Source organism: Pectobacterium parmentieri, from assembly GCF_001742145.1.
Taxonomy (GTDB): Bacteria; Pseudomonadota; Gammaproteobacteria; order Enterobacterales; family Enterobacteriaceae; genus Pectobacterium; species Pectobacterium parmentieri.
Window position 1 is genome coordinate 676,175 of the sequence record NZ_CP015749.1, and the last position, 23,437, is coordinate 699,611.

22 protein-coding genes are annotated in these 23,437 nt (G+C 51.3%); 1 reads left to right on the top strand and 21 read right to left on the bottom strand.

Annotation, left to right across the window (positions count from 1 at the left end):
- Window positions 1-24: 24 nt before the first annotated feature.
- From lipB to leuS, 12 genes are all read right to left on the bottom strand, one after another.
- Complete coding sequence (lipB, locus tag A8F97_RS02875; protein ID WP_183042263.1) at window positions 25-708, bottom strand: lipoyl(octanoyl) transferase LipB; 684 nt, start codon at window positions 706-708, stop codon at window positions 25-27.
- A 223-nt stretch (window positions 709-931) separates the two neighbouring features.
- Entirely contained in the window at window positions 932-1,195 is a 264-nt protein-coding gene (gene ybeD, locus A8F97_RS02880) for a DUF493 family protein YbeD (protein WP_005976281.1), read from the bottom strand.
- A 167-nt stretch (window positions 1,196-1,362) separates the two neighbouring features.
- Window positions 1,363-2,574: a D-alanyl-D-alanine carboxypeptidase DacA gene (gene dacA, locus A8F97_RS02885; RefSeq protein ID WP_014700744.1), complete on the bottom strand. Its 1,212-nt coding sequence runs from the start codon at window positions 2,572-2,574 to the stop codon at window positions 1,363-1,365.
- 165 nt (window positions 2,575-2,739) lie between these two features.
- The gene (gene rlpA, locus A8F97_RS02890) at window positions 2,740-3,852 is read right to left on the bottom strand and encodes an endolytic peptidoglycan transglycosylase RlpA (RefSeq protein ID WP_033071802.1); all 1,113 of its coding nucleotides are present in this window, start codon (window positions 3,850-3,852) and stop codon (window positions 2,740-2,742) included.
- Between the two features lie 13 nt (window positions 3,853-3,865).
- On the bottom strand, window positions 3,866-4,978 hold the full coding sequence (mrdB, locus tag A8F97_RS02895) for a peptidoglycan glycosyltransferase MrdB (RefSeq protein ID WP_015730926.1): 1,113 nt from the start codon (window positions 4,976-4,978) through the stop codon (window positions 3,866-3,868).
- A gap of 9 nt (window positions 4,979-4,987) precedes the next feature.
- On the bottom strand, window positions 4,988-6,892 hold the full coding sequence (gene mrdA, locus A8F97_RS02900; RefSeq protein WP_014700741.1) for a peptidoglycan DD-transpeptidase MrdA: 1,905 nt from the start codon (window positions 6,890-6,892) through the stop codon (window positions 4,988-4,990).
- Between the two features lie 33 nt (window positions 6,893-6,925).
- Window positions 6,926-7,396 carry a 23S rRNA (pseudouridine(1915)-N(3))-methyltransferase RlmH gene (gene rlmH / locus A8F97_RS02905; RefSeq protein ID WP_015730925.1) on the bottom strand — a complete coding sequence of 157 codons (471 nt, stop codon included), beginning with the start codon at window positions 7,394-7,396 and terminating at the stop codon, window positions 6,926-6,928.
- A gap of 1 nt (window position 7,397) precedes the next feature.
- Window positions 7,398-7,715 carry a ribosome silencing factor gene (rsfS, locus tag A8F97_RS02910; RefSeq protein ID WP_014700739.1) on the bottom strand — a complete coding sequence of 106 codons (318 nt, stop codon included), beginning with the start codon at window positions 7,713-7,715 and terminating at the stop codon, window positions 7,398-7,400.
- A gap of 194 nt (window positions 7,716-7,909) precedes the next feature.
- A complete protein-coding gene (gene nadD / locus A8F97_RS02915; protein WP_025918740.1) occupies window positions 7,910-8,599 on the bottom strand; it encodes a nicotinate-nucleotide adenylyltransferase in 690 nt (229 codons plus the stop codon).
- Window positions 8,566-9,591, bottom strand: a complete 1,026-nt coding sequence (gene holA, locus A8F97_RS02920; RefSeq protein WP_033071801.1) for a DNA polymerase III subunit delta — start codon at window positions 9,589-9,591, stop codon at window positions 8,566-8,568. The genes nadD and holA overlap by 34 nt, the downstream gene beginning before the upstream one ends.
- Entirely contained in the window at window positions 9,588-10,142 is a 555-nt protein-coding gene (gene lptE, locus A8F97_RS02925) for an LPS assembly lipoprotein LptE (RefSeq protein ID WP_014700736.1), read from the bottom strand. Before lptE ends, holA begins: the two co-directional genes overlap by 4 nt.
- Before the next feature lie 14 nt (window positions 10,143-10,156).
- Window positions 10,157-12,739: a leucine--tRNA ligase gene (gene leuS / locus A8F97_RS02930; protein WP_033071800.1), complete on the bottom strand. Its 2,583-nt coding sequence runs from the start codon at window positions 12,737-12,739 to the stop codon at window positions 10,157-10,159.
- A gap of 308 nt (window positions 12,740-13,047) precedes the next feature.
- Here leuS and A8F97_RS02935 point away from each other — a divergent pair, with 308 nt between their 5' ends.
- A complete protein-coding gene (locus A8F97_RS02935) occupies window positions 13,048-13,530 on the top strand; it encodes a zinc ribbon-containing protein (RefSeq protein ID WP_014700734.1) in 483 nt (160 codons plus the stop codon).
- 48 nt (window positions 13,531-13,578) lie between these two features.
- On the opposite strand, the gene A8F97_RS02940 is transcribed toward A8F97_RS02935, so the two are convergent.
- The 9 genes from A8F97_RS02940 to miaB all read right to left on the bottom strand — a co-directional run bounded on the left by A8F97_RS02940 (window position 13,579) and on the right by miaB (window position 23,282).
- Window positions 13,579-14,304: an amino acid ABC transporter ATP-binding protein gene (locus tag A8F97_RS02940; RefSeq protein ID WP_005976306.1), complete on the bottom strand. Its 726-nt coding sequence runs from the start codon at window positions 14,302-14,304 to the stop codon at window positions 13,579-13,581.
- Window positions 14,304-14,978, bottom strand: a complete 675-nt coding sequence (gltK, locus tag A8F97_RS02945; RefSeq protein ID WP_033071799.1) for a glutamate/aspartate ABC transporter permease GltK — start codon at window positions 14,976-14,978, stop codon at window positions 14,304-14,306. Before gltK ends, A8F97_RS02940 begins: the two co-directional genes overlap by 1 nt.
- A gap of 3 nt (window positions 14,979-14,981) precedes the next feature.
- Window positions 14,982-15,722 (bottom strand): amino acid ABC transporter permease, encoded by a 741-nt coding sequence (locus A8F97_RS02950; protein ID WP_014700732.1) that lies wholly within the window; start codon window positions 15,720-15,722, stop codon window positions 14,982-14,984.
- 218 nt (window positions 15,723-15,940) lie between these two features.
- On the bottom strand, window positions 15,941-16,837 hold the full coding sequence (locus A8F97_RS02955; RefSeq protein WP_005976312.1) for an amino acid ABC transporter substrate-binding protein: 897 nt from the start codon (window positions 16,835-16,837) through the stop codon (window positions 15,941-15,943).
- Window positions 16,838-17,268: 431 nt separating this feature from the next.
- A complete protein-coding gene (lnt, locus tag A8F97_RS02960; RefSeq protein WP_033071798.1) occupies window positions 17,269-18,798 on the bottom strand; it encodes an apolipoprotein N-acyltransferase in 1,530 nt (509 codons plus the stop codon).
- A 7-nt stretch (window positions 18,799-18,805) separates the two neighbouring features.
- Entirely contained in the window at window positions 18,806-19,684 is an 879-nt protein-coding gene (corC, locus tag A8F97_RS02965) for a CNNM family magnesium/cobalt transport protein CorC (RefSeq protein ID WP_015730920.1), read from the bottom strand.
- Between the two features lie 295 nt (window positions 19,685-19,979).
- Window positions 19,980-20,459, bottom strand: coding sequence for an rRNA maturation RNase YbeY (gene ybeY / locus A8F97_RS02970; protein WP_014700729.1), 480 nt, complete (start codon window positions 20,457-20,459; stop codon window positions 19,980-19,982).
- Window positions 20,456-21,514: a PhoH family protein gene (locus A8F97_RS02975; RefSeq protein ID WP_014700728.1), complete on the bottom strand. Its 1,059-nt coding sequence runs from the start codon at window positions 21,512-21,514 to the stop codon at window positions 20,456-20,458. The genes ybeY and A8F97_RS02975 overlap by 4 nt, the downstream gene beginning before the upstream one ends.
- Window positions 21,515-21,857: 343 nt before the next feature.
- Complete coding sequence (gene miaB / locus A8F97_RS02980) at window positions 21,858-23,282, bottom strand: tRNA (N6-isopentenyl adenosine(37)-C2)-methylthiotransferase MiaB (RefSeq protein WP_014700727.1); 1,425 nt, start codon at window positions 23,280-23,282, stop codon at window positions 21,858-21,860.
- Window positions 23,283-23,437 lie beyond the last annotated feature (155 nt).

Here is a 23,437-nt window from a genome sequence, read left to right on the forward strand (position 1 = left end):
TTTTTATTGACAAGATGAAAAAGATTAACCAGAAATCGGCTCACCCTGTGTGTCCAGATTCCAAGGAATACATTCGGGTGCAGAATAGCCGACTAGCTGTAAAAAGGTGTTTACCAGCACGGGGGCGGTGTCATCCAGCGTGACGCCCGGCACCAGATCGCTTATCTGCGTCATCTCCATACCAGCGTAACCACAAGGATTAATACGCAGGAAAGGAGAGAGATCCATGGCGATATTCAGCGCCAGCCCATGAAAAGAGCATCCTTTGCGGATACGCAGTCCTAGCGAACAGATCTTGCGTTCGCCCACGTAAACGCCGGGCGCATCAGGGCGCGCATGGGCTTCAATCTGGAAGTGTGCCAGTGTACCAATCACGGTATTTTCAATCGCGGTGACGAGTTGGCGAACGCCGAGCTTGCGGCGCTTTAGGTCAATCAGCACGTACATGACCTGCTGACCAGGGCCGTGGTAGGTCACCTGGCCGCCTCTGTCGCTCTGAATCACGGGAATGTCACCGGGCATGAGGACATGTTCGGCTTTGCCCGCCTGACCTTGTGTGAACACGCGAGGGTGCTGAACTAGCCAGAGCTCGTCTGGAGTTTTATCATCACGTCGGTCGGTGAAATTATGCATCGCCAGAGAGACGGGTTCATACGGTTGTACGCCAAATTGACGCACGACGATCTTATCCTGTAGCAAGTGTGTCATCTTCAGGTTAAGGAAAGGTGGGGGGATTATAACGGCGGGAAGCCTCAGCGAACAGCACTATGCAAAATTACGCAGCGCTATAGGGCACAAAACTATGCCATATTTGCAAAACTATGCCGTACTTGCAAAGCAATGCCGTACTTGCAAAGCAATGCCGTACTTGCAAAACAATGTCGTACTTGCAAAACAATGCCGCACTTGCAAACTTTCCCGCTCGTTCTTTTTACAGCACCATACGCACGATGTCGATGTTGCCCAGTTCTTCGTACAGCGTTTCCACCTGCTCAATGTGAGTCGCCGTGATAGTGATGGAAACTGAGTGATAGTTTCCTTTGCTGCTGGGTTTGATCTGCGGGGTGTAGTCGCCAGGCGCGTGACGCTGTACCACTTCAACGACCAGATCGACTAGTTCCGGCTTTGCCTCACCCATAACTTTGTAGGTAAAAACACAGGGGAATTCAAGCAGTTCGTTTAATTTGGTTTTCATTTGCGCTCCAGAGAGGGTAATACGTCGGCATGATTCCGACGGTATTAGCACGATGCTATTACATTATACTAAAAAACATAACTCCCGCGTTCTGCGGGAGTTATGGATACATATTTATATGTGACGTTCTAGCTATATGGGGACGCTTTGGCCCCAGACAAGGGGGATTAGCCGAACCAGTGGTGGAACATCAGTTTGATGTAATCGATCATACGGCCAAAGATCCCGCCTTCTTTCACTTCGTTCATGACGACCAGCGGGCGCTGATCGATGGTTTTGCCATCCAACTGGAAGTTGATGGAGCCCACAACCTGATTTTTGGCTAACGGTGCGTGCAGTTCCGTGTTGTCCAGAACGTAGCTGGCTTTCAGATCTTTCATGCGGCCGCGCGGTATGGTCAGGTAGGCATCTTTCTCTACACCCAATGCAACGCGGTCACTGTCGCCAAACCAGACTGGCTCAGACGCAAATTCTTTACCGGCTTTTAACGGCGCGACGGTTTCAAAGAAGCGGAAGCCCCAGGTCAGCAGTTTTTTACTTTCTGACTCTCGCCCTTTGGCATTACGTCCACCCAGTACCGCTGAAATCAGGCGCATCTGACCTTCTGTTGCTGAGGCGACCAGATTGAAGCCGGCTGATGACGTATGGCCCGTTTTGATGCCGTCAACATTCAGGCTGGAATCCCACAGCAAGCCGTTACGGTTAGGCTGGCGGATATTGTTGAATGTGAACTCTTTCTCTTTGTAGGTTGCATACTCTTCTGGAACATCGCGGATCAGCGCCTGACCGATCAAAGCCATATCACGCGCCGAACTGAACTGACCCGGCGCATCAAGACCGTGCACAGTTTCAAAATTGGTGTTTTGCAGCCCCAGCGCTTTCACGTAACCATTCATCAGGTTAACGAAAGCATCCTGACTGCCAGCAACGTAGTCGGCCATCGCGACGCAGGCATCGTTACCGGATTGCAGGATAATGCCGCGATTGAGTTGGGAAACAGGAACACGGTCGCCTGGCTTCAGGAACATCAGGGAAGACCCCTGGAAGGTCGGGTTGCCGGTTGCCCAGGCATCTTTACCGACGGTAACGATGTCGTTCGGGCTGATTTTTCCTGATTTAATCGCCTGACCAATAACGTAGCTGGTCATCATTTTCGTTAAGCTGGCCGGATCGCGGCGTGTGTCGGCATTCATTTCCGCCAACACTTTCCCAGAGTTGTAATCAATCAGGATGTAGGATTCAGCATCGATTTGCGGGACGCCGGGGATCATCGTTTTAAGATTGATATCTTCGGCATAGGCAAAGGAAGAGGCACTAATGACGAGCAGTGCGCCAAGCGCAGTACGCTTAGTAAAACGAGACGTGTTTACAGTATTCATGATTGGAACAACAACATCCGTGGGTATGAGTTAAAAACGAGCCACACTATAGCAGATGGGGAATAGGCAGGCATCAGGCATTACGTTACGTGATTTTGCAAAAGGGCGGTATGTTCAATGCCATAGCCGCCGTTTTCGCTTCGTGAGCCTGCCGATTATCCGTGACTAGAGCGTGCCGGGTGCGGCGGTAATAAACGACTGCTGCTGAGCTTCGACCGACAAACGTTGTTGAAGTTCAGCGGCCTGCTGACGGTTCTGGAATGGCCCTAGTTGGATACGATACAACCCGCCGCTCGCCATGACTTTTCCGGCCACGCTGAAGCGTTCGCTCAGGCTGCGTTGCCAGGTTTGCGCTCGCTGCTGATCGCTCAACGCACCGACCTGAACCACATAGCGACCCGTAGCAGAAGGAGCAACAACTGCGGGAGCAGCAACCGCTGGCGCGACGTTCATTGGCGCAGCGGATGGTGATGAGGGGGCGGTTGGCGTCACGTTTGACTCAACTACGCCATCGCGCAGTGCGGAAGGCGCGCCTAAAAAGCCACCGCTATGCGATGGTGCGCTACTCTGCGACTGTGTGCTTTCTGTGGGGACGCTCAGGTTATTATTGCTAATTGGGCGAACGGCGCTGGCAGACGTTGGCGACGTCGTTTCCATCATGGGTGTACCTAGCCCACTAGCACCGAAGTTCGGGCGTTCTGGCAGGGAGAAACTTTGTTTGGCAACGGTGGTTCCCACGGTTCCTGGGCCAGAAAGTGTGCCGTCTGGCGCGACGCTGATGAAATCCACTTTCACTTTGGTATTATTCGAGATGTTCAGGCGATCGCCTGCGGCCTTCGATAGATCGATAATTCTGCCTGGCGTATACGGCCCGCGGTCATTAACGCGCACAACCAGGCGACGACCGTTACTTAGGTTGGTGACGCGGACATAGCTCGGTAGCGGTAGCGTGGGATGGGCCGCCGTTATTGCGTTAGGATCAAAAATTTCGCCGATTGACGTGCGGTTACCGCTGGCTTCTTCGCCATACCATGTCGCTAAACCCGCTTCGCTAAAGTTTTGCGGATTTTTGACAATTTTATAGCTCTTGCCTTTGATGCTGTAGTCTTGCAGCGTACCCTGATTGTAGGGTTCATAACGAGGTTCCGCTCCACCGATCTCTTCCGTCGGGCCGCTGTAAACCTGAGTAACGGGCGGCGCGGGTTGCCGCTGTTCCGTTGTGGTACAGGCCGCAAGCGCCAGAGTTGCTACGCCGATCCAAAGCCAATTCTTACGCATTGCTCACCTCGTATTATAAATTCTTAGATAGCAGTTTGCGGTGAGTATGTATCGACATGACGATACCGAATCCCGCCATTAAGACGACCAGCGCCGATCCGCCGTAGCTGATTAGCGGTAGCGGCACGCCAACGACGGGAAGTATACCGCTGACCATCCCGATATTGACGAAAACATAGAAAAACAGAATTAACATCAGCCCGCCGACCATCACCCGGCCGAACGAGGTTTGCGCATTGGCGGCAATGACCAGACCGCGCATAATCATGAATAGATACATCGTGAGCAGAATCAACACGCCGATTAATCCAAGCTCTTCTGCCAACACGGCAAAGATAAAGTCAGTGTGCCGCTCCGGCAGAAACTCTAGCTGAGATTGTGTGCCATGTAGCCAGCCTTTACCAGACAGGCCACCTGAGCCTATCGCAATTTTCGACTGAATAATATGGTATCCCGCACCGAGTGGATCGCTTTCTGGATCGAGCAGCATCATGACCCTGGCACGCTGATAATCATGCATCAGGAAGAACCAGAGTATCGGAATAAACGCGGCGATTAGCAGTACGGCGATGCCAATTAAGCCCCAACTCATCCCTCCCAGAAAAAGAACAAACAGACCAGATAAGGCAATCAAGATCGAAGTGCCTAAATCCGGCTGTGCGGCAACCAGTAGGGTAGGAACAAAAATCAGGATCAGCGCGATCGCCGTATTTTTTAGCGACGGTGGGCACATATCACGGTTAATAAAACGAGCAACCATCAGCGGCACGGCGATCTTGGCGATTTCCGATGGCTGGAAGCGGATAAAACCTAAATCCAGCCAGCGCTGTGCACCTTTACTTATTTGTCCGAAAATATCCACGATAAGCAGCAAAATGACACAAACTACATACAGGTAGGGTGCCCAGCCTTCATAGACGCGAGGAGGGATTTGTGCCATCACGATCATTACTGTAAACCCCAGCACGATCTGAATGACTTTTCGCTCCATCATACCGACGTCCTGCCCGCTGGCACTCCATAAGACAAATAGGCTATAGCCCAGCAGTGCCAGGATGCAGAGAAGAAACGGGAGGTCGATGTGGATTTTTGCCCAGAACGAACCCTTTTGTTGGCTATCGGTCATGAATATCTGTTACTCACTCTCGCTACCCGGCGGCGCAGGAGGCGCACTGGGTAAATCGGTATTGTTATCGCCTAGCAGAATATGATCAAGGATCTGGCGGGTGATAGTGCCCACGGTTGGGCCCGCTCCACCATTTTCCAGAATAATCGACAGTGCGACTTTAGGGTTCTTATAGGGGGCAAATGAGACCATTAATTTATGGTCACGCAGATGTTCTGCGATCTTGTGCGCATTATAGGTTTCATTTTCTTTCAGGCCGAAAACCTGCGCCGTACCGGATTTTGCCGCAATTTTATAGGGCGCATCATCGAAACTTTTGTGTGCGGTGCCGTTAGCGCGATTAGCTACGCCATACATCCCGTCCTTCGCCACTTCCCAATAGCCAGAGTGGATATTGCCAATCTGTTGGTTCTCAGTTTGTCGGAAAGGCACAATAGCGCCATTTTCTCGCGAGCTATAAAGCAAATGAGGCGTTTTGACCTGGCCGTCGTTGATGAGCGTGACCAGTGCCTTATTCATCTGGATCGGCGTTGCCGTCCAGTAGCCTTGACCGATCCCTACGGGGATCGTATCCCCCTGATACCAGGGTTTCTTAAATCGCCTGAGTTTCCACTCACGGGTTGGCATGTTGCCAGCGCTTTCTTCCGAAATATCGATGCCGGTTTTCTCGCCGTAACCAAATTTATTCATCCATTCGGATAGGCGATCGATCCCCATGTCATAAGCGACCTGATAAAAGAAGGTATCCGCAGACTCTTCCAGTGATTTGGTGAGGTTAAGGCGACCATGCCCCCATTTTTTCCAGTCACGGAAGCGCTTTTCGGAGCCAGGTAATTGCCACCAGCCGGGATCGAACAAGCTAGTATTCGTGGTAATAACGCCCGCAGTCAGGGCGGAAACTGCTATATAGGGTTTAACGGTGGAGGCGGGAGGATAAATTCCCTGTGTTGCACGGTTGATCAATGGACGATTGGGATCGTTTTGTAGCTTCGCATAATTTTTGGTGGAAATCCCGTCGACAAACAGATTGGGGTCGTAACTGGGGGTGGAAACCATCGCCAGAATACCACCGTCGCGTGGGTCGGTGACAATGACGGCAGCGCGGCTGCCTTCCAGAAGTTTTTCGATGTAGATTTGCAGGCTCAGATCCAGCGTTAGATAAATATCACGCCCGGCCTGCGGAGGTTGTTCGTGGAGCTGGCGGATCACGCGGCCGCGGTTGTTAACTTCAACTTCTTCATAGCCGGGCTTACCGTGCAGCAAATCCTCATAATGACGTTCGATACCCAGCTTGCCTATGTCGCGCGTCGCGGCGTAATCGGCGATTTTTTCTTCTTTGGTCAGCCGTTCTACGTCTTTATCGTTGATTTTGGAGACATAGCCAGTGACGTGCGTTAGTGCAGAACCGTAAGGATAATAGCGGCGTTGATAGCCTTTAACCTCAACGCCGGGAAAGCGGTATTGGTTGACGGCGAAACGGGCAACCTGAATCTCATCAAGCCCGGTTTTTACTGGAATGGAAGTGAAACGGCGTGAACGCTTGCGTTCTTTTTCGAAATTTTCCAGATCGTCATCGGTCAAATTAACGATGGGGCGCAGCGCGTCCAGCGTTTCTTTCAGGTTGTCGACTTTATCGGGCACCAGCTCTAATTGATAGATGGTACGATTCAATGCCAACGGCGTACCGTTACGGTCGTAGATGATGCCGCGGCTTGGCGCGATAGGAACCAGCTTAATGCGGTTCTCGTTAGAGCGCGTGCGATAGTCATCGACGCGCAAAATTTGCAGATGATAAAGATTAGCGACTAATACACCAGAAAGCAGCAAAATGCCCAGAAAGGCTACCAAAGCACGGCGCACGAACAGAGCGGACTCCGCCGTATAATCACGAAAGGGTTTGCGTTCTACTTTCATCCAGTGTTATTTCACATGTTTCATCGTATCGCCTTACTCCCGATGGTAAGGGTGATTAGTCGTAATGCTCCATGCACGATACAGACTCTCTGCCACCAGTACACGAACGAGCGGGTGAGGCAACGTTAATGGCGAGAGTGACCAGCTTTGTTCCGCTGCGGCTTTGCATTCCGGCGCAAGCCCTTCAGGTCCGCCAATCAGCAGACTGACATCGCGCCCATCCTGTTTCCAGCGCTCTAGCTGTTGCGCCAACTGCGGCGTTTCCCAGCGAGTACCTGGAATATCCAGCGTAACAATACGGTTGCCTTTGCCCACCGCCGCCAGCATCTGTTCGCCTTCGCGCTCCAGAATGCGTTTAATATCGGCATTTTTGCCCCGTTTCCCCGCCGGAATTTCGAGTAATTCGAAAGGCATGTCCTTCGGGAAGCGCCGCAGATAATCGGTGAAACCAGTCTGCACCCAGTCGGGCATTTTGGTGCCAACGGCGACCAGTTGCAGTTTCATGCTAGCCCCACAGCTTTTCCAATTCGTATAACTGGCGGCTTTCTTCTTGCAATACATGAACCATCACGTCACCTAAATCGACAACAACCCAGTCAGAGGCATTTTCACCCTCAACGCCGAGTGGAATCAAACCTGCTGCGCGTGAGGATTGCACGACGTGATCGGCAATAGACGCGACATGACGTGTAGATGTGCCCGTACAGATAACCATGTAATCGGTGATGCTGGATTTACCCTGGACGTTGAGTGCAACGATATCCTGGGCTTTTAAGTCATCGACCTTATCAATAACGAAGTCTTGGAGTGCTTGACCTTGCAAAGGTTCCCCCTCAATGGCGTTCTATCAGTCACTGATGAACGCGTGTGGCGCTGAATTGTTTAAGAAAAACGTAAATCACCGAGTAATTGCCGAGAATTCCCGCTTTTCCCGGTGATTGAAACCAGCCGCGGAGTATATCACGCACTTTTGCCGAGTGGTATAAAGCCCGTGGCTGATAGATGGGAAAACCTGTGCTATTGGTACAAGCCGTGTTCGTCGATGTAGTTGAGTACGGTGGGAGGCAATAAATCGTGGCAGTCCAGGCCTTGCTGTCGCCGCTGGCGAATGTCCGTTGCGGAAATGGTGACCAGTGGCGTGTCTGCCAAAAAGATACGTCCGTGCGACTGCTGATGAAGATCGTCTGGTGTGTGCGTCAGATGATTGTCCAACCACTGCTGCAATTCGGGTGTTTCCAGCGTCGAGCGATAGCCGGGACGGGCGCACACCAGTAAATGGCAAACGCTGAGTAGATCTTGCCAGCGGTGCCAACGGTGTAGAGTCAGCAGCGAGTCTTGCCCGATGATAAATCCCAGTGGTGTATCGCGGTCTTTTTCAGCTCGCAATGCTTCCAGCGTATCAATGGTGTAGGAGGGGGTTTGCCGTTGCAGCTCCCGATCGTCCACGGTAAAGAGCGGATTACCTTCAACGGCAAGTTCAGCCATATGAAAACGCTGCCGGGAGCTGGCTTCGGGCTGCTGTCGGTGCGGCGGAACATTATTGGGCATCAGGACGACGCTAGTCAGCCCTACGAGCTTTGCCAGCGCAGTCACTGGCTGAAGGTGGCCGTAATGGATGGGATCGAACGTGCCGCCAAAAAATGCGGTCAACGATGGTGCAGTGGATGGCCTATTCAGATGAATGCCTCCGGCAAGGCTTTGCCGCACAGCAGCATGGCAAGCGATTCAAGTTCAGACCAAACGGATTGACCATAATCTTGCTTTAGGGTTATTTCCACCTGTGTCAGTAACCGCACGGCCTGCTGTAGTTGCTGAAGAGAAAGCCGCTGTAATGCTTGACTGAGCAGATCACGTCGGTTTTGCCACACTTTTTGCTGATCGAATAACGTGCGCAGCGGCGTGTCTGACATGCGCCGTTTCAGCGCCAACAGTTGTAGCAACTCGCGCTGTAGCGTGCGCAGCAAAATGACAGGTTCGCAATCTTCCTGCTTTAACTGTTGCAAAATGTGCCAGGCGCGTTTGGCTTTACCTGCCAGTAACGCATCAAGCCAGTGAAAAGGCGTGAAGTGTGCGGCATCGTTGACCGCATTTTCTACGCGCGGCAGGGTCAGCTTGCCATCGGGATAAAGCAGCGCCAATCGTTCTAACGCCTGAGACAGCGCGAGAAGGTTGCCTTCATAGCAATAGCAAATGAGCTGCGTGGCCTGTTCATCCAACGTCAACTTCATCGCTTTGGCGCGCTGAGCAACCCAACGGGGGAGCTGTGCTTGTTCCGGCGTCAGGCAATTGATATAGACACTGTCTTGCGACAGCGCTTTGATCCAGGCGCTGTTTTCCTGCGCTTTCGTCAGCTTATGGCCGCGCAGGATCAGCAAAATATCGGGGTGTAATAATCCAGAAAGCTTGATCAGATTTTCGCTCATCGCTGCATTCGGGCCATTTTCCGGCAAGATCAGCAGAAGCGATTGGCGCGAAGCGAACAGGCTGAGCGCCTGACAGGTACTGAAAATCGCATCCCATTCGGTATGTAGATCCAGAATGAAACTGAAATGCTCGCTGAATTCGTGCTGTTGAGCGACGCGTTTAATGCTATCGAGGCTTTCTTGCAGCAGGAGAGGGTCTGAACCGAAGACCAAATAACAACCGCGCAGCCCCTCATGGAGTTGCGCGGTGAGTTGTTCGGGGTAAAGCCGAATCATGAACGCGTGGCGGCAGTCGTTGAATCGGTGGACTGCAGCCGATTTTTGACTTCCTGGCTACCGTTGATGGTCAGCAACTTACGTACCAACTGCTGGGCTGCCTGCTCACGCATTTCCTGACGGACGATGTCCTGTTCGGCATCTTTCGCCAGTGCAGCCAGCGGGTTATCAAAGAACGTGCGGAACACCGTCACGCTGAGCGGATAAATATCTTCACCCGGCATCAGCACCTGCGCTTGCAACGTTAGCACCATCTGGTATTCCGCTGTTTTACCGTCCTGAAAAATAGAGACAGTATCACGCGTTTCGCTTGAGCCCAGTACCCGCAGAGACGGAATATCCTGACGCGTCGCATCGTCAACGATTTTTACATCGCTGAGACGGAGCTGCTCGCGCACCGCACGCGTTAGCGGACCATAAGGGTCACTGCTGTCGACGATGAGTGTTTGTAACTGCGTAGGCACTTGTGTCGTGCCGCGCAGATGAAAACCGCAGCCAGCGGTGATTAACACCGCCAGCCCCAGCAACAACGTGAATAGACGATGTCGCACAGTTCCTCCTTGCCTTAACCTACAACCAGATTAAGCAGTTTGCCAGGGACATAAATCACTTTACGAACCGTGACGCCGTCCAGATATTTCGCGACCAGCGGTTCCTGAGCAGCGCGTTCGCGAACCTGTTCTTCGCTGGCATCAGCGGCAACGGTAATTTTACCACGTACTTTACCGTTAACCTGAACGACGACCAGTTTGGAATCTTCCACCATCGCGTTCTCATCCGCAACCGGCCACGGTGCGGTATCCACATCGCCTTCACCTTGCAGCGCGTGCCACAGTGTGAAGCAAACGTGCGGAGTGAACGGATAGAGCATACGAACGACGGCCAGCAGTGTTTCCTGCGTCAGCGCGCGATCTTGATCGCTTTCCTGCGGCGCTTTCGCCAGCTTGTTCATCAGTTCCATGATGGCAGCGATCGCGGTATTGAAGGTCTGGCGACGGCCGATATCATCGGTCACTTTAGCGATCGTTTTGTGCAGATCTCGACGCAGTGACTTCTGATCTTCAGTCAGTGTAGCGATATCCAGAGCCGTTACCGCACCTTTCTCGGTATGCTCGAAGGCTTGTCTCCAGACACGTTTCAGGAAGCGGTTCGCGCCTTCTACGCCGGATTCTTGCCATTCCAGCGTCATTTCCGCCGGGGAAGCAAACATCATGAACAGACGAACGGTATCCGCACCGTATTTCTCTACCATGACCTGCGGGTCGATGCCGTTGTTTTTGGACTTCGACATTTTGCTCATACCCGCGTAGATCACGTTACGGCCTTCGTTATCGACGGCTTTGACGATGCGACCTTTCTCATCACGCTCAACGGTAACGTCGGCAGGTGAAACCCAGATGCGCTCGCCGTTATTACCCAGGTAGTAGAAGGCATCCGCCAACACCATACCCTGACACAGCAGGCGTTTGGCTGGTTCATCAGACGTAACCAGACCCGCATCGCGCATCAGTTTGTGGAAGAAGCGGAAATACATCAGGTGCATGATGGCGTGTTCGATACCGCCGACATATTGGTCAACGGGCAGCCAGTAGTTGGCGGCAGCCGGATCGAGCATCCCCTGATCGTACTGCGGGCAAGTATAGCGGGCGTAGTACCAGGACGATTCCATAAAGGTGTCGAACGTGTCGGTTTCACGCAGCGCCGGCTGACCGTTAACGGTGGTCTTCGCCCATTCCGGGTTAGATTTCAGCGGGCTGGTGATGCCATCCATCACGACATCTTCCGGCAGGATCACCGGCAACTGATCTTCTGGAGTCGGGATGACGGTGCCGTCTTCCAGCGTCACCATTGGAATTGGCGCGCCCCAGTAGCGCTGACGGGAGACACCCCAGTCGCGTAGGCGATAGTTGACTTTACGCTCGCCAATGCCTTTTTCTACCAGCTTATCGGCAATAGCGTTGAAGGCCGCATCGAAATCCAGACTGTCAAACTCGCCGGAGTTGAACAGGCTACCTTTTTCCGTCATTGCTTCAGTGGACAGATCGGGCTTGCTGCCGTCGGCATTCAGAATAACTGGCTTGATGGACAAGTCATATTTGGTGGCAAATTCCCAGTCACGCTGGTCGTGGCCCGGAACGGCCATGACTGCGCCTGTGCCGTATTCCATCAGAACAAAGTTGGCAACCCAGATAGCGACTTTCTCACCGTTCAGCGGGTGAATGGCATACAGGCCGGTGGCTATGCCTTTTTTCTCCATCGTCGCCATATCGGCTTCAGCGACTTTGGTATTACGGCACTCTGCAATGAAATCGGCCAACGCTGGATTGGTTGCGGCAGCCTGCGCGGCGAGAGGGTGACCCGCAGCAACGGCAACGTAGGTCACGCCCATGAACGTATCCGGACGCGTAGTGTAAACGCTCAGTTTCTCTGTGCTGTCTGCCACGTCAAAGGTGATTTCCACCCCTTCAGAACGGCCAATCCAGTTACGCTGCATGGTTTTGACCTGCTCAGGCCAGCTTTCCAGCGTATCTAAATCGTTCAGCAGTTGGTCTGCATAGGCGGTGATTTTGATAAACCACTGCGGAATCTCTTTGCGTTCAACCTTGGTGTCACAGCGCCAGCAGCAGCCGTCGATAACTTGTTCGTTCGCCAGCACAGTTTGGTCGTTCGGACACCAGTTAACGGCGGAGGTTTTTTTATACACCAGGCCTTTTTCGTACAGCTTGGTGAAGAACCACTGTTCCCAGCGGTAGTAGTCCGGTTTACAGGTCGCGACTTCACGATCCCAGTCATAGCCAAAGCCCAGCAGTTTGAGCTGGTTTTTCATGTAGTCGATGTTGGCATAGGTCCAGGGGGCAGGTGCGGTATTGTTTTTGACCGCTGCGCCTTCAGCAGGCAGGCCAAACGCATCCCAACCGATCGGTTGCAGAACATTTTTGCCCAGCATGCGCTGATAGCGGGAAATCACGTCACCGATGGTGTAGTTACGGACGTGGCCCATATGTAGTCGACCAGAAGGGTATGGCAGCATGGAAAGGCAATAATATTTTTCCTTGCCAGGCTGTTCGGTGACTTTAAATGTCTGCTTCTCTTGCCAGTGAAGCTGGACGTCCGCTTCTATCTCTTCTGGGCGGTATTGCTCTTGCATGGCTGCCAGGGGTCCTGTTTAGTGAAGAATCGCTACGTGAGTAGCCTGTTCTGATTCATAACAAAAGATCCGCATAGCATAGCCGTAAGCGGCGCAGGCAACAACACCCAGCGCCCGACTGAGGAATATTTCTGATCTGTGAGCGGAATACTGCGAGGAATTGCGCAAATTGGCGACAATTCATCAGGTATGCGGAAAAAATAATCTAAAATAGAGAGAGATAGGCAACGTATCGGTTTTTGGCTAGATATGCCAGACAGCGAATAATCGTTTTTTATCACCCTTCAACCCGCTATTCAGGAGGAAGCATGAATAAACTAGCCCGCTATTACCGCGAGTTAATGGCTTCAGTGACGGCCCGGCTGAACAACGGTGAGCGCGATTTTGACAGTCTGGTGCAGAGCGCCCGCAAAACCTTACAGGAAGGCTCTGAGCTGACGCAGAAAGAAATAGAACAGGTGATTCAGGCTGTTCAGCGCGATCTGGAAGAATTTGGCCGTAGCTATAGCGAAAGCCAGGATGAATTTACCGACAGCGTTTTTATGCGAGTGATCAAGGAAAGTCTGTGGCAGGAGTTGGCGGATATTACGGATAAAACGCAATTGGAGTGGCGTGAACTCTTTAAAGATGTGAATCATCACGGGGTGTACCACAGTGGTGAAGTGGTGGGGCTAGGCAATCTGGTGTGTGAAAACTGCCATCACCATATCGCGTTCTACACACCGGAAATTTTGCCACTTTGTCCGAAATGTTCACATGACCTGTTTCATCGCCAGCCGTTTCAGCCGTAAGACGCGCTAAATAGATACAGCGTGCCTTGCGGCACGCTTTGACGGGTATTAATGCAAGATTTTCGCCAGAAAGTCTTTCGCACGTTCGGACTGTGGATTATTGAAGAAATCATCCTTGCGGGTGTCTTCAACAATTTTGCCCTCATCCATAAAGATCACGCGGTGCGCAACTTTACGGGCAAAGCCCATTTCATGGGTGACGACCATCATGGTCATACCTTCCTGCGCCAATTCAACCATAACGTCCAGCACTTCGTTGATCATCTCTGGATCGAGTGCGGATGTCGGTTCGTCAAATAACATCGCGATAGGGTCCATACACAGCGCGCGGGCAATCGCGACACGTTGCTGCTGACCACCGGAGAGCTGCCCAGGGTACTTGTTGGCGTGTGCCGCCAGCCCCACACGTTCCAACAGCTTCTGTGCTTTGGCTTTGGCATCTTCGCGCTTACGCTTTAGCACTTTTACCTGTGCCAGCGTTAGGTTCTCGATGATCGATAAATGTGGAAAAAGCTCAAAGTGTTGGAACACCATCCCGACTTTGGAACGTAACTGGGCCAGATTGGTTTTTTTATCGTTAACAGCAGTGCCATTGACGGTAATTTCACCTTTTTGAATCGGTTCCAGTCCATTTACGGTTTTGATCAGGGTTGATTTACCGGAGCCAGAAGGCCCGCAGACGACGACAACTTCACCTTTTTTTACTTCTGTGGAGCAGTCGGCTAGCACCTGAAATTGGCCGTACCATTTAGAAACATTTTTCAGGGAAATCATCAAACCGTCCTTTTTTTCAGGTAACTGACCAGCATTGAGGCAGTAATGCTGAAGAGAAAATAAATGAATCCAGCAAACAGGATCATTTCAACTTGTGTCCCGTCGCGCTCGCCGATGGTTGAGGCGGTACGGAAGAAATCAGCGAGGCTGAGTACGTAAACCAGTGAGGTATCCTGAAACAGGACGATACCTTGTGTCAGCAACAGCGGCACCATGGCACGGAATGCCTGTGGTAAAATAACCAGCTTCATGGACTGCCAGTGCGTCATTCCTAATGCTAACGCTGCGGAAGATTGACCGCGCGATACGCTGAGGATACCCGCACGAATGATTTCCGAATAGTAGGCTGCCTCGAACAGCGAGAAGGCTACCATAGCTGAAATCAGTCGAATATCGGTTTTCGGCGATAGCCCAAGCACATTTTGTAATAAGCTAGGAACCACCAGATAAAACCACAGTAGTACCATGACCAGTGGAACGGAGCGGAACAGGTTCACATACAGTTTGGCGAACCAACTGATGGGTTTTATCGGCGACAGACGCATTACCGCGAGGATCGTACCCCAGACAATCCCGAATACTACCGCCGTCAGCGTAATTTCGAGTGTGACGGCCATCCCCTGAATCAGGTACGGCATACTTGGCCCAATTGAGCTCCAGTCAAATTCATACATGATTTATTTGCTCCCCATATTGCCCGGCAAACGGGTTTTTCGCTCAACGACCTGCATGATCAACATAATAATGGCGTTGATGCCAACATACGCCAGTGTGATGGCGGTAAAGGATTCATAGGCGTGGGCTGAATAGTCCAGCAGCTTCCCTGCCTGTGCCGCCATATCAACCAGACCAATCGTGGAGGCGATAGCCGAGTTTTTTACCAGGTTTAACATTTCTGACGTCAGCGGCGGGACGATCACGCGATACGCATTCGGCAGTAACACATAGCGATAGGTTTGCGGTAGCGTCAGACCCATCGCCAACCCGGCTGCTTTCTGCCCGCGTGGTAGCGATTGAATCCCTGCGCGCACCTGCTCACAAACGCGCGCTGCGGTGAAGAGCCCCAGACAAATCATCGATGACAGAAAGAACTGAATATTAGGGTCTAGCTCGGCTTTAAACCACATACCGATGTTGACGGGAAGCAGCTCGGGAACCACCAGATACCAGGTAAAGAACTGGACGATAAGCGGGACGTTGCGAAATAGTTCGACGTAGCAAGTACCAATGCTTGAAAGAAAACGGTTCGGGACGGTACGTAGGATTCCAAATAAAGAACCAATCAGAAAAGCGATAATCCAGGCACAGATGGATAGTGTGACGGTGACTTGCAGACCGGACAAAATCCACCCGAGGTAGGTTGTGTTGCCGAAGGGGGCGGCTTGTAAAAATATGCCCCAGTTCCAATCTATTGACATAACGAACTCCGGTAAAAAAAGGGTAGCGAAGCTACCCTGAAGATTGATGAGCGGCCATATTCCCGTTTTTTTTCAAACTACAGGCGTTGTATTTATTTCCTGTTTCTCGAAATTTCTCGGGGCAACATGTGATGGGGAACGACCATCACATGCCTGTCTGTCCTGCCACGAATCAGCAATCAGAGGGCAGATTATTCTGCCCTTATTCTCATTATTAATTAGTTTAGTGCTTTGTCATTTGGCGCTTTGAACAGCGCTTTCATTTCGTCTGACAGGGCAAAGTTCAGGTTAAGATCTTTTGGCGGAATCGGCTGTTTGAACCAGCGATCGAACCATTTTTCGGCTTCGCCAGAGGTCTGTACTTCGGCGATGGTGTCATCAACCAGTTTCTTGAATTGCGGATCGTCTTTGCGCAGCATACAGCCGTAGGCTTCTTCAGACTGCGCTTTACCAACGATATCCCACTGATCGGCGCTTTTTGCTTTCGCACGTTCGCCAGCCAGCAGTGCATCATCCATCATAAAGGCGACTGCACGGCCGCTTTCCAGTGTGCGGAAAGAGTCGCCATGGTCTTTCGCACTGATGATGCGCATCTTCAGTTGTTTTTCTTCGTTCAGCTTATTCAGCAGAACTTCAGAGGTTGTACCGGAGGTCACGACGACAGTTTTACCCGCCAAATCCGGGAAATCTTTTACACCGGAATCTTTTTTGGTTAACAGACGTGTACCGACAACGAAAATGGTGTTAGAGAACGCAGCTTGTTTCTGACGTTCCAGGTTGTTGGTCGTTGAGCCACATTCCAAATCGAAAGTCCCGTTCTGTAACAGCGGAATACGATTCTGAGAGGTGATCGGGAGTAGTTTGACCTGTAGGTTAGGCGCATCCAGTTTTTTCTTAATCGCGTCGACAATTTTGTCAGAGTAGGCCTGAGAATAGCCGACGACTTTCTGCGTATTATCGTAGTAAGAGAAAGGGACGGACGATTCACGGTGGCCAATGACGATCACGCCATTATCTTTGACCTTTTTCAATGTACCGGCCAGATCTTCAGCCTGGGCTGCACTGGCGGCAGTGCCAAGCAGAATCAGTGATAATGCCAGTTTACGCATTTGCATGTTCTAACTCCTTTGCTGTCGTTGCTGCAATAGTTATAGCGCTGTCATCAATAACCATAGGGTTAATGTGTTCGTTATCTTCAAGTTAACGTTATATCGCTGAATCACTCATGACACGTTGCTACTTCTCAGTGATAACGTTGCACCGTTAAAGCGCGAAGTTACTGCGTATACAGTTAAAAAGTAGCTGATTGTAAATAGATTGAAATAGAAATGTTTTCTTTTTGCGATATCCGCCGCACCAAATGGCAGCAATGTCAGAGGTTGGCACCAATTTGGTGCGTAACTTGCCCCGCGATAGGGCTTTAAGTCGACGTAATATCCAAAAAAATACAGAAACAACCCTTTACAGGATAATAAGAGGCAAATACCGTGCCAAAAATAAAAAAAGGCATGCAAAAGCATGCCCTTAGGGACGTGAGGAGGGGCGGTTATCGGCGACGTAAACCGAAGAAAACGGCGGTGATGCCGCCTAGCAGCGTAACGATCCAGAGCGGCCAGGAACCGAAGCGGGCATAAGGCGTTATTCCCGTTGCAGGAACGACCTGCGTGTCAAGCACTGCACGTGTGAACTGCGGCAGGCTGGCGCTAACTTTACCATCTGGCGTAATCACCGCGGTGACGCCGTTGTTGGTACTACGAACCAGAGGACGCCCTAACTCCAGCGCACGCATGCGTGCCATCTGGAAATGTTGCCATGGGCCGATTGAATGGCCGAACCAGGCGTCGTTCGAGATGGTCAACAGCATATCGGTGTCTGGTCGGAAGTTATCACGCACCTGTTGGCCTAGGATGATTTCATAACAAATAGCGGCATTAAGTTTAAAACCATGCACAGAAAGCTGTGGCTGAACATAGTCCCCTCGACTAAACGACGACATCGGAAGATCGAAGAACGGGGCCAGCGGACGTAACAGCGTTTCCAACGGGACAAACTCGCCAAAAGGCACCAGATGGTTTTTGTTGTAGCGGTTCGTCGTGGGGTAGTTGTATGGCCCTTTGTCGCCGAGTACGATAACTGAGTTATAGAAATCGGTCTTATTGCCATCACGCCGGATGTCGACAATACCCGTAATCAGGCTGCTATTGTGGCTACGTAGAATATCGTCAATCTGCTTCAAATAGGCGTTCTGGCGGCTTTCAATATCAGGAATTGCCGTTTCCGGCCAGATAACGATAGGTGCCTTGTCCATATAAGGCAGGCTGTTATCGAGATAGATTCTCAGCGTGTTCAACAGCTCATCTTGTTCCCACTTCATGGCCTGCGGGATATTACCTTGTACCAACGCGACATTGACGGCGCGTTCTGGTTGCAGGGTGTACCACTGCACGTTACGTAGCGGCCATGCTAAAACGAAAACACCGATAGCAACGGCTGCTGGTGCGATTTTTCGCTGATTGATGGCGTAAACAAGTAGCCCGCTGAGGCTCATCAATAGGAAGGTAATGGTGTCGATCCCCAGAATGGGCGCGATACCTTTTAATGGGCCGTCAAGTTGGCTGTAGCCGAATTGCAGCCAGGGAAAGCCGGTGAGCACCCAACCGCGTAGAAATTCGGTTAGCTGCCAGAGAACGGGGGCGGCAAGCGCAAGACGCCACAGCGTGGTTTTTGGCCACAGGCGTGAGAGCAGGGCAGAAAACAGCAGAGGATAGAGTGACAAATAGGTGGCGAGTAGAATGACTATCGCAACATTGACAGGGCCTGGCATTCCGCCAAATTGCGCGATGCTGACATACACCCAGTTTACGCCGCTGCCGAACAGACCTAATCCCCAGCAAAACCCTATCCAGGCTGACTGACGACTCGTGCGGTTGAGCGTCAGTGCCTGTAGGCCCATGAGCGAGATAATCGCCGCAGGCCAGAAATCAAAAGGAGAAAATGCCAGCGTGCCACAGGCACCAAATAAGAGCGCCAGCAGGGCTTTGACCCGCTGGCGTTGTAGAAAAGATGCGACAACCATTGCCAAATTATTCTTCCAATTTTGGTTGGGGGGCATTGTCAGGGATTCTGACATGAACCTGAATGATACGGCGACTGTCTGCCATCGCAACCTTAAACAGGTAACCTTCTATGTCGATGGTTTCGCCACGAGCAGGAAGATGGCCGAAAGACTGCATGACCAAGCCGCCGATGGTGTCGACTTCATCATCGCTAAACCGTGTGCCGAAAGCCTCGTTAAAATCTTCTATATCGGTTAATGCACGAACGGTGTAGGTCTGGCGATTAAGCTGACGAACATCTCTGTCTTCTTCATCGTCGTATTCGTCTTCAATTTCGCCGACAATCAACTCAAGAATATCTTCAATCGTGACCAGGCCGGATACGCCACCAAATTCATCGATGACAATCGCCATGTGATAGCGCAGCGAACGGAACTCATTCAGCATTCTATCAACGCGTTTACTTTCCGGCACAACAACGGCGGAACGCAGGACTTTATCCATACTGAACGGTTCGGAATCGCTGCGCATAAACGGCAGTAAATCCTTGGCCATCAGGATGCCTTCAATGTGGTCTTTATCTTCGCTAATGACGGGGAAGCGGGAGTGAGCGGATTCGATAATGACATCCAGACACTCTTCCAACGTTTGATCACGCTTGAGCGTAATCATCTGCGAGCGAGGGATCATGATGTCACGTACACGCTGGTCGGCGATATCCATGACGCCTTCGAGCATGTCTCGTGTTTCAGGATCGATCAGGTCATTCTGCTCGGAATCACGAATCAGAGTGAGTAAACCGTTACGATCTTTTGGCTCGCCGTGAAAAAGCTGATTAAGAATAAGAGAAAAGAAGCCCTTCTTGGGACTGGGTGCATCGCTGTTTTGAGAATGGTCGTCGCTCATGCGTTTTAATTAACATCACTCTTGTTAAAGGATTATTGCCAGCAACTGGAAGCGGCACAGTGGCTGATGTGGAACGGATAAGTACCCGATATCTTCCCGATCTCGGGGAGACCCGTCATACTTCAAGCTGCACGTGCGCTGGCTGCGATACTCGGCTCACTCGCGTGAACCTTGCCGCGTTACGAGTCCTATAAATGGTCCTCGCCCTAGCGGGCCAACGCCTTGCGTTGTTCAAAACGATAACGTTTTGTCCTGCAACTCGAATTATTTAGGGTCATATAAAATGTATTTCTATTTATTCGGTGAGGCCATCTTTTTCTGCAAGGTAAGGGTCGGTATAACCCATACTTTGCATAATCTCGGTTTCCAGCGCTTCCATTTCTTCGGCTTCGCTATCTTCGATGTGGTCATACCCTAGCAGATGCAGGCTACCATGGACAACCATGTGCGCCCAGTGCTCTTCTACGGTTTTTTCCTGCTCAGCGGCTTCGCGTTCCACAACCTGACGGCAGATGATTAAATCGCCTAGCAGAGGAAGCTCGACTTCAGGTGGTGCCTCAAAAGGAAATGACAGCACGTTGGTCGGCTTGTCTTTCCCGCGATAGGTGTTATTCAGATCGCGACTTTCAGCTTCATCGACGATACGAATGGTGACTTCAGAGACTTCCTGAAACTGCGGTAGAACGCCTTCCAGCCAGCGCTGAAAGTCTTTTTCTTCCGGTAGCCCCTGTGCTTGCTCGCTGGCGATTTGTAAATCGAGAATCACCTGACTCATTTTTGCTCCTGATCTGATGCCGCAGCCTGTGCTTCACGCTTACGCTGTTCTGCTAAGGCGTCTTTACGTTTCTGGTCGGCATTTTCCCACGCTTCATAGGCATTCACAATCCGCGCAACCACCGGATGGCGCACCACGTCTTCGCTGTGGAAAAAGTTAAAGCTGATCTCTTCCACATCGGCCAACACTTCAATCGCGTGGCGTAAGCCCGATTTCAGATTCTTCGGCAGGTCGATCTGTGTAACGTCGCCGGTGATGACGGCTTTTGAGTTGAACCCGATACGAGTCAGGAACATTTTCATCTGTTCGATGGTGGTGTTCTGGCTTTCATCCAGAATGATAAAAGCATCATTCAGCGTTCGCCCACGCATGTAAGCCAGTGGCGCCACTTCAATGACGTTGCGTTCGATGAGTTTCTCTACGCGCTCAAAGCCCAGCATTTCAAACAGGGCATCATAAAGTGGGCGCAGGTAAGGATCGACTTTCTGGCTCAGGTCGCCAGGCAGGAAGCCCAATTTCTCGCCAGCTTCGACCGCTGGGCGTGTTAACAGAATGCGACGAATATCCTGACGCTCCAATGCATCCACGGCGGCAGCGACGGCCAGGTAGGTTTTCCCTGTTCCCGCCGGACCAACGCCGAACGTGATATCGTGATCGAGGATGTTGGCGACATACTGTGCCTGATTCGGTGTGCGTGGTTTGATTACGCCGCGTTTCGTTCGGATATTGACCACTTTGCCATAATCAGGAACGTGCTCAGCAGACTGTTCCAGCACGCGAGATTCTTTAATCGCAAGATGAATCTGCTCAGGGTCTATGTCACCGATGACGCCACGTACTGGGGCCGTATCGACATACAGGCGTTGCAGGATATCGGCGGCAGCCTGCGTCAGCAGGCTTTTACCGACCAGTTTAAACTGGTTATCCCGGCGATTGATCTCAATGCCTAAGCGGCGTTCTAACTGTTTAATATTGTCATCAAACGGACCGCAAAGGCTGAGCAGGCGTTGGTTATCTGCGGGTTCAAGGGCAATTTCTTTTGTTGTTACGTTCAAATTATTCCTCTTGAGCGTTACGGTGCTGGCACTATTTCTGCCCGCACAAAATGAACGGTTGTCAGATGGCCTGATGTATCCGCCATGTGAGTGAATTATTCATCGTGAATGCCCTATGCTGCAAGTCACAATAATGATATTGGGATGCCGCTTCGCAAAAGCAAATGTAAGCGCCATGAAATTGAAACTGGTTGAAGTTTATCTCTGCCTGCCATAAAAAAACGCAGGGAACGTTTTTCAACGTTGCAAAGCAACGGCCCGAAGGGTGGCAGGCAAGGATAGCCTGCCATAAAAAACGGGTGGCAAAGCCACCCACAATAATACCTAAGCAAATGAACGTCGATTATGGCTGGTAGAATCCGACGCCGATCTCGTTCTCTTTACGAGTACGCGCAATCACGGAAGACGGTGATTCATGTACGCGCAGATCCATTTGATCTTCGGTACGCACCACGATGCCACGCAATGAGTTGGTATAAACGTCAACGATTTCAACATCGACAAATTTACCGATCATATCCGGCGTGCCCTCGAAGTTGACGACTCGGTTGTTTTCTGTACGACCAGACAGTTCCATCACGCTCTTACGCGAGGTGCCTTCCACCAGAATACGCTGGACGGTGCCCAGCATGAGGCGGCTAAACCGCATTGCCTGCTGGGTGATGCGTTCTTGCAGAAGGTACAACCGCTGTTTTTTCTCTTCCTCCGGCACGTCATCGACCATATCCGCAGCCGGTGTTCCCGGACGGGCGGAATAGACAAAGCTGTAGCTCATATCGAAATTCACATCGGCGATCAGCTTCATGGTCTGTTCAAAGTCAGCCTGCGTTTCACCAGGGAAACCGATGATAAAGTCAGAACTGATCAGAATACCCGGACGCGCATTGTGCAATTTACGGATGATAGCCTTGTATTCCAGCGCGGTATGACGGCGTTTCATCATTGTCAATACGCGGTCAGAGCCGCTTTGCACTGGCAAATGAAGGAAGCTGACCAATTCCGGCGTGTCTTCATAGACGCTGATAATATCGTCTGTGAATTCAATCGGATGGCTGGTGGTGAAGCGGACACGATCAATCCCGTCAATGGCGGCGACCAAGCGTAGCAATTCGGCGAAAGAGCAGATTTCACCGTCATAGGTTTCACCTCGATAGGCGTTAACGTTCTGTCCCAGAAGGTTAACTTCACGCACGCCTTGTGCCGCCAGTTGAGCGATCTCAAACAAGACGTCATCGCACGGGCGGCTGACTTCTTCGCCACGGGTATAAGGCACCACGCAGAATGTGCAATATTTATTGCAGCCTTCCATGATGGAGACGAAAGCCGTCGGCCCTTCGGCGCGGGGCTCTGGCAGACGGTCAAATTTTTCGATTTCAGGGAAGCTGATGTCAACGATAGGGCTACGCGTGCCCTGAACGTGATTAATCATTTCCGGCAGGCGGTGCAAGGTTTGCGGACCAAAAATAACGTCAACGTAGTGCGCACGTTCACGAATATGCGCGCCTTCCTGCGAGGCAACGCAGCCTCCGACACCAATAATCAGGTTCGGATTAAGATCTTTCAGCGCTTTCCAGCGACCAAGTTGATGGAAGACCTTTTCCTGCGCCTTTTCGCGGATCGAACAGGTATTGAGCAGCAGGACATCGGCTTCTTCAGCGATTTCAGTAAGCTCATAGCCGTGCGTACTTCCCAGTAAATCAGCCATCTTTGATGAGTCGTACTCATTCATCTGACAGCCCCAGGTTTTAATATGCAGTTTTTTTGTCATCGACTTGCCATTACTCAGTGCGGAAAATAAGAAAGATTCCCCTCATTTGGGATGGATATTGTAATCGTTCGCTGACGTTGTGACCAGAGCTGGAAGCCGTGCTGATTTGATAACCCCTTACTTTCTATAAAAATGCGGCTTTTCTGAAAAATCCC